This window comes from Streptomyces sp. NPDC000404, from assembly GCF_040300365.1.
GTDB lineage: Bacteria > Actinomycetota > Actinomycetes > Streptomycetales > Streptomycetaceae > Streptomyces > Streptomyces ramulosus.
Map to the genome: position 1 here is coordinate 479850 of NZ_JBEPDN010000004.1, position 17974 is coordinate 497823.

The 17974-nt window shown below is 72.6% G+C and carries 7 protein-coding genes (1 of these 7 running past the window's edge); all 7 read right to left on the reverse strand.

The features are described from left to right. Window positions 1–13351: the 5' end (the start) of a protein-glutamine glutaminase family protein gene (locus ABT345_RS10035; protein ID WP_345088169.1), read on the reverse strand. 27014 nt of this gene lie to the left of the window's left edge; 13351 of the gene's 40365 nt are visible here — the first part of the coding sequence; the start codon lies at window positions 13349–13351; its stop codon lies beyond the left edge, outside the window. 237 nt (window positions 13352–13588) lie between these two features. Beyond that, window positions 13589–13948, reverse strand: a complete 360-nt coding sequence (locus ABT345_RS10040) for a hypothetical protein (protein ID WP_345088051.1) — start codon at window positions 13946–13948, stop codon at window positions 13589–13591. Next, on the reverse strand, window positions 13941–14381 hold the full coding sequence (locus tag ABT345_RS10045; RefSeq protein ID WP_345088053.1) for a YbaB/EbfC family nucleoid-associated protein: 441 nt from the start codon (window positions 14379–14381) through the stop codon (window positions 13941–13943). The genes ABT345_RS10040 and ABT345_RS10045 overlap by 8 nt, the downstream gene beginning before the upstream one ends. Before the next feature lie 37 nt (window positions 14382–14418). Beyond that, window positions 14419–16527 carry a hypothetical protein gene (locus ABT345_RS10050; RefSeq protein ID WP_345088055.1) on the reverse strand — a complete coding sequence of 703 codons (2109 nt, stop codon included), beginning with the start codon at window positions 16525–16527 and terminating at the stop codon, window positions 14419–14421. Window positions 16528–16701: 174 nt separating this feature from the next. Further along, window positions 16702–17151 carry a hypothetical protein gene (locus ABT345_RS10055; RefSeq protein WP_345088057.1) on the reverse strand — a complete coding sequence of 150 codons (450 nt, stop codon included), beginning with the start codon at window positions 17149–17151 and terminating at the stop codon, window positions 16702–16704. Next, window positions 17141–17431 carry a WXG100 family type VII secretion target gene (locus ABT345_RS10060; protein WP_345088060.1) on the reverse strand — a complete coding sequence of 97 codons (291 nt, stop codon included), beginning with the start codon at window positions 17429–17431 and terminating at the stop codon, window positions 17141–17143. Before ABT345_RS10060 ends, ABT345_RS10055 begins: the two co-directional genes overlap by 11 nt. Before the next feature lie 88 nt (window positions 17432–17519). Beyond that, on the reverse strand, window positions 17520–17876 hold the full coding sequence (locus tag ABT345_RS10065) for a WXG100 family type VII secretion target (protein ID WP_345088063.1): 357 nt from the start codon (window positions 17874–17876) through the stop codon (window positions 17520–17522). Window positions 17877–17974 lie beyond the last annotated feature (98 nt).

Genomic DNA, 17974 nt, shown 5'->3' on the forward strand with positions numbered 1-17974 from the left:
ACTCCTTCTCGTGCGCGGGCAGCAGCCGGATGCCGCCCTCCGGGACCCTCTTCCCGGAGGTGCTCAGCAGGACCCCGGCGGCTTCGAGCTCCTTGGTGGTGAAGCGGTCGCGGCCCGGGTCGATCTGGAGCCAGGTGTTGCCGGTGGCCCCCGGGGCACCGAGCCAGGAGCCGTGGTCCTCGCCGTCCGCGAGCAGGCGGCCGGCCAGGGCCTCGTGGAGGGCCCGCGCAATCTCCTGCGGGGTGCCGGTGTGCGGGAGCACGGTCAGCGGTGTACCGGCCGCCGCCAGCGCGGCCAGCGCGGTGTTCAGGGAGAGGAACAGGCCCTCGCCCCGGGTGCTTTCCGGGTTCTCGGTGTCGTGCGGGTCGCGGACGTCGTACACGGTGCCGTCGTCGTGGACGTAGGTGGTGGGGTGGTCGTCCCCGTCCTTCGTCTCCCCGGCGGTGAACTGCACGGGGGCGTCGAGCGCCGCCAACTCCTCGGCGGCGAGGCGTGCGTCCTCGGCGAGATCCTTGACGAGCGGCGGTTCGGGGAACGACGACGGCGTCAGGGACCGGGCGAGCGTCAGGGCCCGCTGCTCCAGCCGGGCGCTGCGCTCCAGCCGTTCGATGGCTGCCAGGTGCTCCCGCACACGGGCGGTCGCCGCCTCGGTCTGCGCACCGGCCGCGGCCTTCTCCAGGGCGTCGCGGGCGGCGGCCAGCCGGGCCCGGTGTTCCGCGAGGTGGCCGTCGAGGTCGGTGAGGCGGACCAGGCCGCCCGTGCGCAGCTGCTCGGCGTACCCGGCCAGCAGCGCGGCGTCCTCGTCCCCCCGGGCGACGGCCTCCCGGATCACCGCCAGTTCGGCGTCGATCGCCTCCCGGATCCGCCGGGCGGCGGTCAGCGCGCCCTCGCGGGCCTGGCGGAGGTAGGCGCTCTCGCCGTTGCGCAGCACCTCCTGGCGGCGTGCGGACTCCTGGTCGAGCGCGTCCGCGGCCGCGTGCGGTTCGGCGGCCTTCTCGCCCCGCACCAGGTCGAGCGCCTGCGCCTTGAGCTTCTCGCGGAGTTCGGCGTGGGCGGGCGGCACCGCGCCGCCGGTCCAGATGCCGCCCTCGGACTCGGCGAGCGCCACCAACTCATGGACGGCGGGGTCCGTGAACAGGTCGTCGACGGGCGGATCGAGCGGCGTGGCCGGGTCGTCGTCCCCGGCGGCCGCCACCGGCCGGCGGGTGGTCTTCTCCTCCTTGTCGTAGGTGTACGCCTCGGGCTTGCCCTCGGCGTCGGGGTTGCCGGCGTTGCGCTCGTGCCACTCGCGCAGTGCGTCGGCGCTGACGCGGGCCTTGTGGAGTTCCTTGCGCAGCCGGTCCAGCTCGGCGTGCAGACCGGCACGTTCGATCTCGTGCTCGACGAGGCGGCGCAGTGCCGAGCGGTAGGCGCGGGCCGTGGCGTCGTCGGAGTGCGACGTGGTGAACGTGTCGTCGGCGTCGCGCCGCCCGCGCTCACGGAGCGCCTCGTACAGCTCCTCGTAGCGCTTCTCGACCCGGACCTCGGCCTCCTTGTACTTCTTCTCCGTCTCGACCAGCTTCTCCCGCACGTCCTTGACGTGGTCGTACGCCGTACCGACGGCTTCGGGGAAGGTGGTGTCGTCGAGGAGCCCGGCGTCGCGCAGCACCCACTCGGGCACCAGCGCCAGGACCCCGTCGTCGGAGGAGAAGGCGGTGGCGGCGCGGCCCTCCCGGGTCTCGACGTGGTCGCGCAGCAGCGCGGCTTCCGCGTCGGGTGCGGCCGTGACCAGCTTCTGCTTGAGGCGGGCCACGGTGTTCTGCAGGGCGCTCGATGCGGGCAGGTAGGCCGCGACGGCCGCCCGGAAGGCGTCCTTGCCGGACTTGAGGCCGTGCTTGGTGACGGTGGCGCCGACGAGGAAGTCCAGCGGGACCTCCACGAGGAAGCGGCGTTCCGCCTTGGGGGCCACCGCGGAGTTCACGGAGTTGGCGAAGGCGCTCTGCGAGGTGGCGACGTCGCTGCCCTGGAAGGCGGGCGGGGTGGCGCGGTGGGAGAGGTTGCCCGCGTCGTTCGCGGTGTACGAGGGGACGACGCCGGCGCTGAAGCTGGACGCGGCGGTGTATCCCTCGGCGTGCTGGAACGTCTGGGTGATCCGCTGGTCCTTGGTGACCGTCGCCTCGTCGAGGACGCCGAGGATCCGCGGCCGGTCGCTCTTCGCCCGGGCGTGGACGGTGACGGTGGCGCGCGAGGAGCCGAACCACGAGCTGTCCTCGACGGCGGGCTGCCGCCATCCCGAACGCAGCGCCTCGGAGAGCATCTCGCGCAGCGCCCGGGAGGTGTTCTGCAGGTTGAGCTGGCGCGCCGCGCCGGTGCCGGGCCGGGTCAGGCTGCCGCCGCCGACGGCGCGGCGCTCCGCGGGCGGGACCTCGGCGGTCCGCTTCTTCTCGGGGACGGTCAAGGTGGTGGTCTTCCCGTCGGCGGCGTCGACCGCGGCGGTGACGTGGCGGAGCAGCTCCTTGGCTCCGCGGGCGTCGAGGAAGACGGTGTGCTCGTGCGCCAGGACGTCGGTCAGGGCGCTGTTCCGCTGCCGCCAGACGTCGGGCGGCACCGGCTCGTTGAGGGGCTTCGGCGGCGTCGGCTGCCCGCTTCGGGGGGTGAGCAGCTGTGGGGACCGGTCCGCCGGCTTCGGCCGGTCGCCGGTGGCGGCGGGCGTGAGCAGCGTCTCCGGGTGCGCCTGGATCAGGGTGCCGGCGTCCTCGATGGCCCGGACGACCTCGCCGGACGCGTCGATGTGGGACAGCTCGATGCGGTAGCCGACGGCGTAGTCGACGTAGGGGCCGGGGAAGGTCAGCGTCGCGGTCTTGCTGACCGCCTCGGTGCGCGTCACCGACCGGGTGGTGGTGGCGGTGACGTTGGCGCTGACCGGGAGGCCGACGCCCACGGCGCCGGGCTGCCGCTTGCCCTCGGGGGTGTTGGGGTGGGTGGCCGGCGTCTGGGTGCTGGTCAGTCCCAGGCCGGCCGCCTCGGACCGGGAGAGCGCCTGCGAGCTGGTGTAGGAGACCGCGCGGTCCTCGTCGACCGAGGCGTTGTAGTGGGTCGCCAGATAGACCGGGTTACCGTCCGGGACGAGCCGCAGCCGGACGCCGCCGACGAGCGGGATGCCCTCGCGGACCAACTGGTAGTGGAGACCGCCGTTGAGGGCGTCGGGGGTCAGCAGGGTGTTCAGCTCGGTGCGCAGCGCGGCGCGGCGGCCCATGCCGTCCGCCGGGAGCACCGCGTTCGCCTTCCCCTTCTCCTCCAGGGCCTTCACGAACGACTCGACGACGGGCTCGGTGTCCAGTGCGCCGCGTACGGAGACGAAGGCGGGCAGCTGCCGCGGCGCCTGCCACAGGGAGCTGTGCGGCAGCTGCCCCAGCCCGTTGGCGACCCAGCCCAGGCTGCGGGCGTCGTCCCAGGTGAAGACGGACGTGTGGTCGCCGGCCACCGTGACGGCGCCGAAGCCGGACCGGCTCCCGCCGGTCCCCAGGGACTTCAGCTGCGCGCTGACGGCCCAGGTGATCGCCTCGTAGCCGACCAGCGCCATCCGGCCGGTCCGGGCCTCGGTGAAGGTGATGCCGATGGAGAGGGAGTGCGAGGTGGTTGTGGTGTTGCTGTGGTTGTGGAGCGTCCACACCAGGCCCCAGCTCTGCGACTCCTGGGTCGCTCCCGGCTCGCCGGCGTGGAAGGCGGTACCGGCCGACAACTGACCTTGGATGTTGAGGGTGCGGGTCACCGCGTTGCCGGTGCCGACGCTCAGGGCGCTCGGGATGGCGTGGCTCGCGGAGAGGTTGGTGTCGGCGATGTCGCGGACCACCGGGTTCAGCGGGTAGGCCTTGAGCCGCAGCCGCGTCTCGAAGCGGAACGCGCGGCCGCGGTAGTGCAGCATGTCGAGGGTGCGGCCGCCGTGCACCGCGGAGTCGAACTGCGCCTCCATCTGCTCGACGAAGGCCATCAGGTCGCCGTACTCCTGCGAGGCCCGGTAGGCGAGCCGGTCGTTGAGGTGCGGTGAGACGGCGCTGAGCACCTCCTTGGTGACGGCGGCGATGTACGGACCGTGGCCGTTGCGGACATGGGCGTGGAAGGCGTTGTCGCGTGGCCGGGGCGGGCGGACGGCGCCGGCCAGGGCCTTCGCCTGCGCGGCGGGCCACTTGGTGACGCCGTTCTCCGGGGTGTGCAGGGTGTTGCGGGCGATCTCCAGCGCGGTGGGCCGGTGCCCGGTGGCCGGGACGGTCTCCGGCGTGGGCGTGGTGGGCGGCGGGGTGGGCTGCGGGAGCGGGCCGGGCGCGCGGTAGGGCCGGCGCAGGTTGTGCGGCATCAGCGAGTCGGGCTGGAAGATCAGGACGCGGACCTTGCCGATGAGCTTGCCGTCGTTGTCGCGGCCGAGTTCGATCTGGTGCGGGGCGATGTCGAACAGTCCGTCGGCCAGGGTGCGCAGCAGTTTCCGCGCCGTCCCGTGGTGCTCGGCGTCGAGCCGCAGCACGCCGACGGCCTCGTAGGCGTGGGAGCCCTTGCCGGTGCTGAGGGAGTACTCCGTGCCGGTCTCCAGACCGGTCTCGGACTTACGGGTGGTGCTGCCGCCGTAGGTGGCGGAGACACCGCCCATCACGAGGTTCGTGGCGGCGACCGGCTTGACCCCGGCGTCGGCGCCGGCGCCGATCTGCCAGTTGGTCTGCGCCTCGGTGGAGTGGGCGAGGTTGCGGGCGCCGGAGGTGCTGCCGGAGGTGGTGACGTCCCGCCACAGCCCCGCGTAGGAGAGTTCGTCGAGGGTGAGGGTCATCGCGACGGAGACGCCCTCGTTGCGGAAGAGACCGGAGCGGCGGAGCACCACCATCGGCCCGGACGTCTCGACGGTCAGGTCGTCGAGGGGCTGGAGCGCACGCCGGATGAGCTTGGCGCCCTGGGTCTCGACGCTCGTCGCGCCGTGGTGGCGGAGGAACGACTGGTCGTTGGCGAGGGCGCGCCGCTGCCGGGAGTTGGGCTTCGGGTACGGGGTCGGGCCGGTGACCATGCCCAGGCGCTTGGCGAACGCCCGCACGGTGTGCTTGGCGACGAATCCCGGGTGGTACTTCCTGCTGCCCGGTCCGGGCTCCACCAAAAGCATCTGCCGGACGTGCCGCTTGTCGCTGTTGACCAGCGCCCTGCGGGCGGCTTCGCGCAACTGGCGGGCGAGCGGACGCGGGTCGCTGGGCGTCGTCGCGGTGACCGGCAGATCCGACGTCTGCGACAGCCGGGTCTCCGGCTCCGGGAAGCCGGCGGACGACGGGCTCGGGGACTGCTCCTCCTCTTCCGGTACGAAGGCCAGGGGCCGCCGGGGCGGCGTGATGGGTGAGCCCGGCGGGGTGCCGGGGATGCCGGACGTGCCCGGGGTGTTCGCCGTGTCGACGGCCATGGAGTCGGGCCGCCGCTTGCGGAGGGGCTCGGGGCCGGCCGGCGGGGAGCCGCCCGCGGGCACGGACGCGCTCCGCTGCATGCCGTGGCTCTTGCCGTACGGGGCGCCACCGATGTTGCGGCGGTATCCGAAGGCCAGCACCGACGCGGCACGCTGCGACAGCGGCCGCGGCACCGGGCGCTGCGGCGGCCGGGACTCGACGGTGGGGGCGTTGATCCGGATGTAGTTGTACGAGCTGAGCAGCAGCTTGAGGTGGTCGGCCAGCTCCTGCGGCTGCTGCGGCGGTACGAAGTCCGGTACGTGCAGGGCGTTGGGGCTGTCCTTGCCGGTCGAGCCGGGCAGGGCCAGCGGGTCGCGCTGCTTGATCACCCGGTTGGGGTCCAGGTCCGCCCATTCGCGGGCGGAGCCCATGGGGGTGCGCAGGACGGTGTGGGCCACGAAGCTCTTCCGGAGCGGCGGGTGGTTCCCGGCCCTCAGCTCCGGCGGCGTGTTGAGCCGGCTCAGCTCGTAGCCGGGCCGGAACCTGACGTTGATCCTCAGCTGGTGTTCGTAGAGCCCCTGGGCCGACTTGTCGGAGAGGCCGATCTGCACCTGCCCCTTGCCGGAGGAGGTCATCGTCCGGCTGACGGCGGCGCCGAGCTGACCGTTCAGGCTGACCTGGGCCCGGGCGGGGCCGTTGTACGCCGGACCGCCGGAGAGGTTGACGGTGAGGCTGTTGCTGATCGTGTTGCTGTGGTCGTCGCCGACCGCGGTGTTCTTCTGGACCTTGTTCTCGCTCTCCTGCGCCGCGATCGTCTTGACGAGGGTGGCGTCCACGGAGCGGACGATGTCGACGCTGTAGGTGAACACCCCGATGGTGTTCTCCTTCTTGTCGACGACCTTGATCTGCTGGACGTCGCCACGGATGGCGGGCACCAGGCTCTCGTGCATGGTGAAGGTGGCGAACCGGTGCAGGATCTCGCCCATCCCCGGCATGTCGGGCGTCAACTGGCCGTGCACGGTGGCGACCTGGAGCGCCCAGTCCAGCAGCTCCGGGGAAACGACGAGGTGGTCGGCGGAGACCAGGTCGGGGAAGACGCCCTGCGGCAGGGTCAGGGACTTGGGCAGACCGGTCGGGGCGACCGGGGGCTTCGCGGTCAGGGAGTCCGGGACACGCCAGGAGAAGCCGCTGTCGACGGAGAGCCGCACGGGGGCGGAGTGGGTCGGCCGCCGCACGCCCCGCTCGTCCAGGGTGTAGGTGCGGCCCTCGTACACCACGTGGTTGACGTAGGTGTGCGACGGGCCTTCCGAGCCCACGGTGCGGGTGTCGGTCGAGGTGACCGAGTGCGCGGTGGTGTGCGTCGCCTGATTGATGTTGCCGGTGACGGCGACGGTGATCATGCCGGTGGCGACGCTGGGCATCATCACACCGGTGTTGAAGCCGATGGCGTGGCTGGACGCCTGGACGTGCGAGGTGGCGTCCTTCTGGTTGCTGCGCTGGCCGCCCTTCACCTTGACGGTGAAGGCGTCCTCGTAGCGCGAGTACGCACCGTGGTTGAGAGCGCGGAGGCCGTACAGCCCCCTCCCGCCGGTGACGGTCTCGTACAGGACGAACGTGCCGTCGCCCAGGGCGGCGGGCAGCTCCCCGGCGCCGTGCTCCGGACGGGGCAGCAGGGTGTGCGGGCGGTGGGTCAGCAGCTGGAGGATGTCCTCGCGCAGCTTCGCACGGGCGTGCCCGGCCACGTCCGTGACGCCGTTGGCGAGCTTGTCGGCGACCTTCCCGGCCTCCCGCAGCTCGATCTCGGTGCCGCCGACCAGCGAGGCGTGCTCCTCCAGGCCGGTGCCGTCCTCGAAGGTGGTCCGGGCGCCCCTGCGGTAGATCTCGTTGATGCCGGTGGACGTCAGGTCGAAGAAGACCGGACGGTCGCTGTCGCGGTGGTGGATGCCGAGAATCAGCTCCTCGACCGGTGTCCCGGACAGCTTGCCGTTCTCGTCACGGGACGCGAACACGACCTCGCGCTGGAGGGTGTGCAGCAGCTCCTTGTGGTGCTTGATCTGCTGCGCCTGCCAGTCGGCCGCCCCGGCGGCGGTGACGGGGCGGCGCAGCAGCTCCTGCTCCAGGAGGTACTTCTGGAGCTCCTTCTCCGAGGAGACGTGCGCCAGCCACTCCGTCAACTCGTCGGCCGTCAGCGCGTCGGGGCGCTTGTCCTCGGCCTTGGCCTTGGTCTTGTCCTTGCCGCTGGTATCGGCCTCGGTTTTGTCGCTGGTCCTGTCCTCGGCCTTGCCCTTGCCCTTGCCCTTGTCCTTGGTCTGGTCCCCGGCCGTGGTCCCGGAGAGGGGTGACGCCGTGGACTGCTGCTCGGCGGGGGCGGCCGGGTACCACTTGCCGCCGAGCCGTTCCGGCACCGGGCGGCCCTGTTCCCGGTAGAGCCGGGCGCGCTCGGCCTCCAGCGTCAGGATCTTCCGCTGGATGCGACGGATCCGGTCGGGGTCGTCGTCCCCCGTGTTCGGCGCGGCCGGGGTGGCCGGCGGCGGGGTCTGCTGGAGCCGCTGGTCCCGGGACAGGTCCGGGTCCTGATCCTGGTGCCGGCTCCGGCTCTCCTGGCTCTCGGTGGGCCGGTTTTCGCGGTGGGCGCCGTTCGTCGGCGCCTGCTGTACGAGGTGCTGGTCGCGCACCTCGCGGTGCGGCGGCTGCTCCGTCGGCGGCTGCGGGCTGTAGGGCCGGACGGCGCGGTCGTGGCCGATGACCGGGGAGGGTGCACCGGAGTCGTCCGAGGACGTGTCGTGGTGGTCCCCCTCCTGCCACATCCGCTGCCGTACCGGCGGGGCCTCGGGCGGGTACGGGGTGCCCCGGCCGGGCGGGTCCAGGCGCCGGAGCATCCGCAGCCGGCGGTCCAGCTCCTCCTCGATGCTCTCCTCACGCACCGGAGGCGTGCCGCCGCCCGGCGTCTCCTCCTCCGAACCGGCAGGCTCCTTCCGGCGCAACGCCGCCAACCGACGCTGCATCTCCTCCTCGGCGCTCTCCTCGTGCGCCGAGGACTTGCCGCCGCCCGGCGTCTCCTCCTCCGCGGCGGCCGGTGCCTTGCCCCGCAACGCATCGAGCCGCCTCCGCAGCTCGTCCACGGTCGTCTCCTTGCGCGGAGGCGAGCCGGGCGGCAGGCCGTCGTCCGAGCCGGAATCCGGCGGGGCGGTGACGCTGCCGGGGCCGTCCTCCAGCAGGTGCGGTGCGGTGCCGGAGAGGCTGACGAGCGAGGAGCCGGCCTCCGGGGCAGGGGCGGTGGTCCCGAAGCGGTTGCCGTGCTCGGTCTCGTGCTGGAGCCAGCGTGCCGTGTCGAGGCCGTCCGGTCCCCAGGTCTTGTGGAAGGTGGTGAACCAGTCCTCGCGGGTGCGGGAGCCGATGCGGGTCAGGTCCTCCTGGGCGATGCCCCGGTCACCGGCCGCGCCGTGGAAGCCGTCGGCCCAGGAGTCCAGGCCACCAGTGGCGCTGATCTCGAAGTGCAGCCGGCTCGGCAACTCGTCGCCGAGGCTCCGGCGGCCGTCCGTCCAGGCGGCGAACGCCTGGTGGACCGGGGACTTCTCGTCCGTCTTCACGGCGCCGGCGGTCGGCTGCTCGCCGCCGTCCGTGGCGGGGCCACCCTGGTGCGGGGTGGTGTCCGTGCCCGGCGAGGTCTGCGCCTCCCCGGGCGTCACGGGCTCCGTGGGCTCGGCGGGCGGCGTGGTCCCGGCAGGCGGCTCGGTGGTGCCCGCCGGAGCGGTCGCGGAGCCCTCGTCCGCCGGGCGGCCGAAGACCGTATCGAGGGTGAAGACCGCGTCGAACTGGGCCGTCACCCGCTCGACGTGCTCGGTGACGAACCGCTCCCGGGCGTCGTGGGCGAGGAGTCCGGCCTCGTCGGCGGCGAGCGCCTCGGCCTCCGCGCGGGCCACCCGCTCCGCCTCCGCCCGCGCCACCGCGAGCGCGATCCGCTGCCGCACCACCGCCGGCTTCGTGTACTCCGACAGGAGAATGCGCGGATAGGCCGCGTCCCGGGGCGTCTTGTCCGCCCAGCTGTCGAGCCGCTGGTGCAGTTCGTCGCCGAGCTTGCGGGCGGCGGTGCGCTGGGCGTCGCGGGAGGCGGTGCCCGTGCCGTCCAGCCCGAAGTCGTCCTTCAGCTTCTGCCGGACGTCCTCGGGCAGCCCGTCCAGCGCCTCGCCCCAGGAGGCCGCCGCGTCCTGAACCGCCGCGACGGCGTCCTTCGCGGCCGTCTCCTTGGCGAGCTGCACCTCCAACCGGAGGTGCAGCTCCGCCTCCCGGGACGCCCGGAGCTGCTCCCAGCTCCGCTCCGACGGGCCGGAGCCGGTACGCGACCCGTTGCCCGCGGCGCCGTAGTGGTGCAGACGGTCCTGCTGGTACCGGTCCAGCCACTGGCGGCGCAGCCGGCGGCGCCCGCCCTCGGAGAGCTGCGAGGAGTTCGCGGCGGCGAGGGCGCCGTCGGACTCGGTCGGCTGCGCCGCGGTACGCAGCGCGGCATGCTCGGCGGCCCCCTCGAAGGCCTCCTCGGCGGCTCGGTGGTGCACCACGTCCTGCACCGCGTCGCCGAACGCCTTGTACAACTGCGGCAGCGCACCGGCCAGCGCCTCGCCCACGGCACCGGCCCGCCCGCCCAGGTGCTGCCGGAGCGTCGCGGCGCTGAACGCGCCCTCGCTCAGCGCGTCGAGCGTGGCGATCAGCCGCCGCGGGTCGGTACGGAGCGCACCGTTGCCGAGCAGCCGCTCCACGATCGCGGCGGCGTGCTGCTCGAACGCGTACTCCGCCTCGGCCAGGGCCGTTTCGCCCCTGGTACGCGGCGGGGGCACCTCGTCCGGCTCCGGTGCGGAGCTCTTCGGGAAGACGGTGGCGGGGTCGGTCTCGTCGAGCAGGGCCCGGGTCTCGGGCGGGAGGCCGCCGCGCCAGTTCTCGAAGGCGGCCTCGGCCCACCGGGAGAGGTGTTCCAGCGCGTGTTCCCGCACCCAGGCACGGTCGAGGTGGGCGCGCAGCCCGTCGGCGGTGGCGAGCGTCTCCTCGCCGCCCGCCCGGAAGTGCTGTGCGGTGCGCTCGCGTTCCCGCTCGTACAGGCGGGTCAGGACACGGGAGCGCATCTCCTCGTCGGCGGCGCGTGCCGTGCCGCCGCCCAGCCGGTCCGTGGCCCACTGCTCGAAGACGTCCTCGAAGAACGCCATCCGCAGGGCGTCCTGGTGGGCCTGGGACAGCTCGGCGTCGTACTGGCCGGCCATCCGCTTCTGTTCGGCCTGCCACCGTGCGGCGCGTGCCGCGGCGTCCTCGTGGCGGGACCACTGCGGCGCCGGGGAGAAGTGCTGCTGTGCCTCGGCGCTCGCGGTGAACTCCGTCAGCAGATCGGTGTGGAGCTGGGCGAGGAACTCCTCCCGCTCCTTGCGGAACGCGGCCTCGGCCGCCCGCTGCTGCTCCTGCGGCGCCGACCCGGCCGTCGGCTGCCGCTCATCGGCCGACGAGCCGGCGCCGGGGGTGTGGTCCCCGGTCTGCCGCTCCTCGTCGGTGGAGGCGTGCTGCGGCGGCTCCTGCTGCCGGGCGGCCTTCTTGCGGAGCAGCTCCTCTTGGAGCCACTCCTGCCGTTCCCGTTCGGTCAGCGGACGCAGTTCGCCGGAGTCGTGCGGGTGGGGGGCGGATGTCCGAGCGCCGTCGACGGTGGTCTCGTGGCGGGCGTCGCGGACCCGGATCATGCGGTCCACCAGCTCGGTCACCGGCTCCTCGCGGAGCGGGGCGCCGCCGCTCTCCCCCGGCGTGTGCGAGGTCGTCGCGTGCGGGCCGCCGCCCTCGGTGACCACGGGGTGCGGTGTGCCGGAGGTATCCGTGGGGTCGGGGAATCCTGCGGTGCCGGTGTCGTCGGTGCTCGCTGCCGGGTGCTGTACGGGCGGGGCGGGCGGTGTGTCGCCGGACGCGGTGACGGGGTGGGAGGCCGAGGTGGTGGACGGGTGCTCGATGGGGGTCTCGGGCGGGGCGGACTTCTGGTGGCTGGTGGTGACGATCTTCCGCGGGGGCGGCGGCGGGACGACGCCGTTGTCCGGCCCGCCGGTCGTACGGTTGCCGGCCTGCGGCGTCTCGTTCCGTGTGACGGGGGTGTGCTGCTGGTGCGGCGCGGTGCTGCCGCCCTGCCCGGTGCCCGGTGTGCCGGAACCGGGCACCGGGGACTGCCCGTCGGTCGTAACCGGGGTCGCGGGCGTCACGGGCGTGGTCCCCGCATCGGTCGGGGAGTCGGTCTGCGGGGCGGACGGGGAGTGCGCGTCGTTGCCGGTGGCGGAAGGTGTCTCCACGTGATCCGCGGCGGACGTGCCCGCCATCGGGCCCGTCGGATCGTCGGAGCCGGTGAGCGGCGCGCCGTCCGTCCCGCCGTCGTGGCGGGCGGGGGAAGCGGGGTTCTGGTCCGTGGTACTGACGGGGGAAACCGTGGGCGGGCCCGCGGGCGGTTCGGCAAGCATCGGTGCGACCGCGTTCGGCGCCGACGGGCCGAAGACCTGGTCCTTGAAGCTCTTGAGGCCGCTGCCCACCGCGCCCAGCGCCGGATGGATGACGTGCTTCTGCACCGGAGGCATCGCGTATTCGCCCAGGCCGCGCCCGGCCGCGCCCATGACCGCGCCGCCGAGGAACGCGCCGCCCGTGGTCTCGAACTTGCCGTTGTAGACGTAGTTGACGACCGCGTCGGACAGGGCGTTGTTGGCGCCGTCCGTCAGCGTGCCCGCGGCGGTCCCGGCCAGGCGGTAGCGGAGGTTGCCTTCGAGGTGGTCGCGGAGCGCCGCGTTCATCGCGTCGGGCACCTCGTGCGTGAACACCTTCACGCCGTCCGCGCCGAGCTGCTTCTCGTACTGCTTCAAGGTGGTGGCCAGGGCGTCCTTGGCGGCGTTCTGCTCGGCGTCCCGGCCCCAGTTCCTGACGACCTCGCGGCCCCAGGCGCGGCCCAGGTCCCGCGCCTCGCCCTCGCTCAGCCCCCGGGCCGCGCCGCCGAACGACTTGCCGCCGCCCAGGTGCTTGGCGAACAGGTCGGCGGACTTCTCGGTGAAGGCATGGGCGATGGTGCCCCGGCCGCCCTCCGCGCCCTTGCCGAAGCCCTTGGACAGCTGTGCCTGGGTGTTGCTGATGAGCGACCCGAAGTCCTTGCCGAACGCCTGGCTCTCGGCCTTGCCGAGCGCGTTCCCGAGGCCGGCGCCCACGCCGGTCTTGGCCGCGCCCTCGGCGGCGGCGTGCTCGAAGACGTTGCCCAGCTCCTTGCCGAGCGCGCCCTTCACACCGGTGCCGATCTTGTTGCCGATCCACTTGCCGAGGCCCACGCCGACCAGGTCGAACGGCGCGGCGATGGCGCCGCCGATCGCCCCGGCCACCGCGGCCTGGGTCAGCAGCTTCTGGTCGTAGCCGTCGCGGTGGCCCTGTCCGATCTGGATGCCCTGGACGGCGGCGTCCACCGCCGCGCCCACCCCGGCGCCGATGGCCGCCTGCGTCGCGATGGACCGCAGCAACGCCGTGATCAGGTTCCGGATGAACTCCCGGACCAGCGTGTACTCAAAGCTCAGGCCGAGCATCACCTCGGGGCCGAGGAAGAAGCTCAGGAACGCCATGGCGGCCTGCATCGCGATGAGCGCGATGGCCTGACCGATGATCGACCACTTCGTGTGCTCCACATCGGTGGCGGTGTCCCGGGCGTTCTTCGCCAGCTGTTCGCACTGCTTCGCCGAGGCGTCCAGGATCGAGGTGTCGCCGCTGCACAGGTAGTCCACCCAGTCCGCGAACTTCTGCGCGCTCTCCCCGCTGAAGTTGAGGTTGACGCCCCGGGCGATGTCGACGAAGTACTCCTCCGCCGTCCGCAGATCGCCCGCGGTCCGCAGGTACGCGGCGTCCGCCTCCCGCAGCAGGTCCTCGTTGGCCTGCGGCCATTTCATGCCCAAGGAGTTGAGAAGGTTGATGACGTCCTGGGAGGGCATGAGGGCCACGGCCGACCCCTTTCTGAGACCACGGGCGGCGGGCCCGCTTGACGGAGTGCACGGCGAGTGCGGGTGGACGGGGAGAGTGACGGAACGCGGGTGCGCGGAAGCCGGGACGCCCGCGCGCCCGCCCCGTCCCTCCGGTGCGGGCGGTAGGCGGCCTCCCGCCGGGGCGGCACGGACCGGGCGGGACGCCGCGGGCGACGACAACAGTCCGGCGGGAGCCCGGCGGCAGATCTAATGCCCCGGCTTGCCCTCCTTCGGCTCGCCCTCGGTGTCCATGGCCTTCCATGCCTGGACGAGTTCCTCGCTGTCCCGCTTGGCCGCGTCGAAGATCTTCATGATGTTGTCCCCGGCCTGACCGGTGGAGTCGGTGAGGTCGGACATCAGCTTGACGACCGTCTCCAGGGCGTGCGTGCCGGGCCCGGCGACGCCCATGTACTGGTCGTGGACCTCGTCGTCCCGTCCGGCGCCGTCGGTGTTCAGGCGGTTGATCTCCGCGACATCCGCGTTCAGCGCCTTGATCGTCTCCGCGAGGCGCGGATACTCGCCGAACAGCCGCCGGAGGTCGTCGGTGGTCTTGATCTCCTCAGCCATCGGTCTCGTCCTCGTCGTCGCCGCCACGCCGGGCAGCGGCCGCGCCCGGCTGCGGCCACATCTTCCGGGCCTGCTGCATGGCGGCGAGCTGTTCCGTGCCGCCGAGCATGGACTCGCGGACCTCGTCGCCGAACCCGGTGAACGGCGCGACGGCGCTCTGCACCTTGGCGTGCACCTCGGCACGGGCCTGCGTCAGCAACTGCACCAGCGTCCGGCTCAGTTCGGCCGGCGCCATGGTGCGGTACTGCTCACCGTGGAACTTGATCTCGCGGACGTCCGAGCGGGTCCCCATCACCACGGTGACCGCCCGGTTCTTGGACGTGACCTTGACGGTCTCCTGCGCCAGCCGCTCCTGCGTCTCGCGCAGCCGGTCGCGGTGCTCGGCCAGCCGTCCCATCATCTGGTCGACCTGGTCCTGGAATCCGGGGCTCATCGCCTGCCCTTCCGTTCGTCTGCCACTGTCCGTGCGGTCATCGGCCGATCACGCCCGGTGTGGCGCCCCCGTCGGTGCCCCACACCTCTTCCTCTTCGTCGACCCAGGTCGCCCGCTCCCGGTCGCCGCCCTGGCCGCCGGCGCCCGCACCGGCCCCGCCCGCGCCCATCGGCGGCACCATCGGGGAGCCGCCGGACGAGGTGGACCGCCCCATCGAGGTGGCCTCCTGGAGCGCACCGCCCCGGCCGCCCCGGCCCCCTGGGGGGAACTCCTCGGGCGGCGGGGGCGGCAGCGAACCGCCGTTCTTGAACGCCTTCGGGCTCATGCCGGTGCGCGGCGGCTGGATCTCGCCGGACGATGCGCCACCGCCCCCGCCCGCGCCGCCGCCGCCCAGGCCGCTCACCGTGCTCAGGCCGCGCGGCATCACCGGCGGATGGGCGGTGGCGCCGCCCGATCCGCCCTTGCCCCCGGGCAGTTGGACGTTCTCGGGCATCTTGCGCTCGCGCCACACCGAACCGTCGTGGGGCGGCTCCGCCACGGGGTGGAGCTTGGTGCCGCGCGGGACGGTGAGCTGATTGCCGTTGCGGTCGGTGGCGAGCGTGCCGTCGGGGCGGGTGACGGTCCCGTCGGCGTTGATCTTCGAGCCCCGGGGGACGTCGACCGCGTGGCCGTTCCTGTCGGTGAGCGTCCTGCCGTCCGGCCCGACCAGCTTCGCGGCGCCGCCACCGGAGCCGAACGGGGACGTCTTGAGGCCGGACCCGCCACCGCTGGTGCCGGTCATCGGCGGTTGGATCTTCGGTGGCGGGGGCGGGATCATGCCCGGCGGGACGTGCCCGCTCCTGTCGCCCTCCCCACCCGCGTGCCCGTCCGTGCTCCCGTCGCCGATGCCGCCCGTTCCGCCGCCCAGCTGCTGGGCGAACTGCTTGACGTCCGGGATCTTGCCGCCCTCGGGGCCGTCCTTGCCCGAGCCGCCGGGCAGCCGTGCGCCGTCGCCCTTGCCCTGCTCGTCCACCGAGGAGCGGGCGCCCTCCGGGCCGGCCCCGGAACCGTCCGGGCCACCGGCGCCGTCGGGACCGGTCCCGGAGCCGTACCCGTTGTTCTTGAGGTACTGCTGCGCCTCGGGCGGCAGCGCCTTGCGGTCGATGCCCGAGCCGTACGGATCCGTACCGGAGCCGAACGGGCTGGTGCCCGGGCCGAACGGGTTGGTGCCGCCCGCGCCGCCGCCGGGCATCCTGAGCCGCAGCGGGGTGATCTGCTGCGGAATGGCGGTGCCGGTGGAGCCGACGGTCGAGGTCAGCGCCTGCATGTGCTGCCCTGCGGGCTGATCGAGCCGGGTGTACACGTTCGCCAGCCACAGCGCCTTGGCCCGCGACTGGACCCGGTCCCAGAATCCCTGGGTGCTCGGATCCCCGTACGAGGAGGTGACCTTGGCCTCCGGATTGCTGCCGTCGCCCACGGTCTGGTAGCCGAAGCTCACGCTGGCGCCCTGCATCGCTTCCTGCAGGGCGTCGTGCACCGCGTTGACCGGCCAGGCCATCCGGTCGGCCCGCCAGTCCCGGTGGGCGGCGAGCAGCGCGGTGAGCGTGGAGTGCATCTGGGTACGGGTGCGGTCCAGCTCCGCGGCGATGTCGCGCGGGGTGGTCATCTCGATGCGCAGCCGGTCGAGTTCGTCGGCCATGCCGTGCAGCACCGTCCGGAAGACGCCCGCCGCGCTGCCCTGCCAGTTGGAGTCGTCCTCGTTGACCTCGCGGGCCCAGGCGTCCAGGATGCCCCGGGCTCCGTCGAGCCGTCGCTCCAGACCGCGCAGGGTGATGCCGGCGGTGTCGAAACTTCCCAGGCTGGCGACGTCGTTGCCCTTGAGGGAGCCGGCGACCGGGCCGAGGATCGCCTCGGGCTGCTGCACGAAGTGGTGGAACGGCCCGGAGTCCAGCCCGCCCCAGTCCATGGTGGCGCCGAGGAAGTACTCCAGGTCGCTGGAGCCCACCGAGAAGCGGAACGACCACCACACGTCCTGGCCGTGCGCCATGTCCCCGGCACCGGCGAGCGAGGTGCCGGTGGTGAACCCCGAGAGCCAGCTCGGCGTGCCGTCGGTCCCGACCGCCGAACTGTCCGTCACGTTCTGCCCGCTGCCGGCGAAGGCTTTCATCGCCTCTCCCCAGTTCACGCGCGCACCCGCCCCTTCGGCCCGTACCGGTTCACGTGGTGGCCCCTCTCCGGCCGGTCCCCGTCGCCGGACGGGCCGCGAGGGGCCGCCCGGGGCGGGGCCGGTGTGTCGTCGATCGTTGCTCGCCGGACATGTTCGGCTGCCGCGGAATTTCTCTTACGCGGTTCCCGGGGAATTCCCCTGCGGCGGCGGGGTCTTGCCGCCGAAACCGTTCAGGATGTCCTGGAGGTCCTGCATCATCTGCGATGCGGACAGTTCGGTGTCCGCCTCCGCCTTGTCGAGCACCTGATGCACCGACAGCAGGTCCTTCGACAGGTCGGTCATGGACTGCGCGAATCTGTCCAATTCCTGTTTCAGGCCCTTGCAGAATGCCGCGTACCGCTGCTGGAGTTCCTGGCCTGCGGGGAAGTCCTTGCTCCCGGCGAGGAGCTTGGCATAGCCGCCGGGACCTGCGGCGCCACCGGCGAAACCCTCGATGTTGCGGTAGTCGTCGTTGTCCCGCAGGCCCATGATGAAGTCCTGGATCCGTTGCTGGGCGAAGCTTTCGAGATATCCCTCGGTAATCTTCACCCGGCCGGTGCCGGCCCCCTGATCCTCATCCGCCATGGACCTGGTTCCCGCCGTTCTGGTCGGCCCGGAGCATGGTCTCCCTGATTTCGCGGAGTACGTGCACACCCTGCGCATGGGAGGAGTTCAGCGCATGGATCTGATTGTCCAGATTCCGCTGCACCTCGTTCCAGGCATCCGCCGTGGTACCGCGGGTGCTCTTGAGCAGCGGCGCCAGATCCTGCTTCATGGTGTTCAGCGCCTCGACCATGCTGCGGTTGGCGGTATCCAGATCTTCGATGTCGTTTTCCAGCTCTTGGGTTTCCATCCGGAAGGACATATCGCTCCTCGCGAGGCTGAGGGATGAGGGTGAGGGGCGCCCCGACCGCGCTGTCGCCTGCGGGGCGGTGGTGCCGGGGGCGGCGGCGTCAGGACGCGGAGCCGCCGAGCACACCGTGGATGTTGTCGAGGTCGCCGCCACCGGCGTCCCAGCCGGCAGCCAGGTCGTGGGCGTCCGTGTCACCCGTGTTGAGCGTCTGGTTGGCAGCTTCGAGATTGTCGTGCAGGGTGTTCACCTTCTGCGACACCTGGTTGTACGTCTCGATCCATTCCTGCATCTTCGTCTGGAACTGTCGGCTGGCGCCGGAATCGAAGTTCCGGGCGACGGATTGGACGGTGGTCTCCACCGTCTGCCCGGCGGTGCGCATCTTGCCCATCTGTTCATTCAGCAGCGAAAGCGCCTGCCGAATGTCCTCATCCTTCTTCTCCATGCCACCGGCGCTCATGGGGTCGTCCTCTCCGAAAAATCTGGGGGTTGGGGACATACGTCGACGACGCCGCACACGACGCCGCGGTGCGGTCCGGACAACGCAGACGAAAGGCG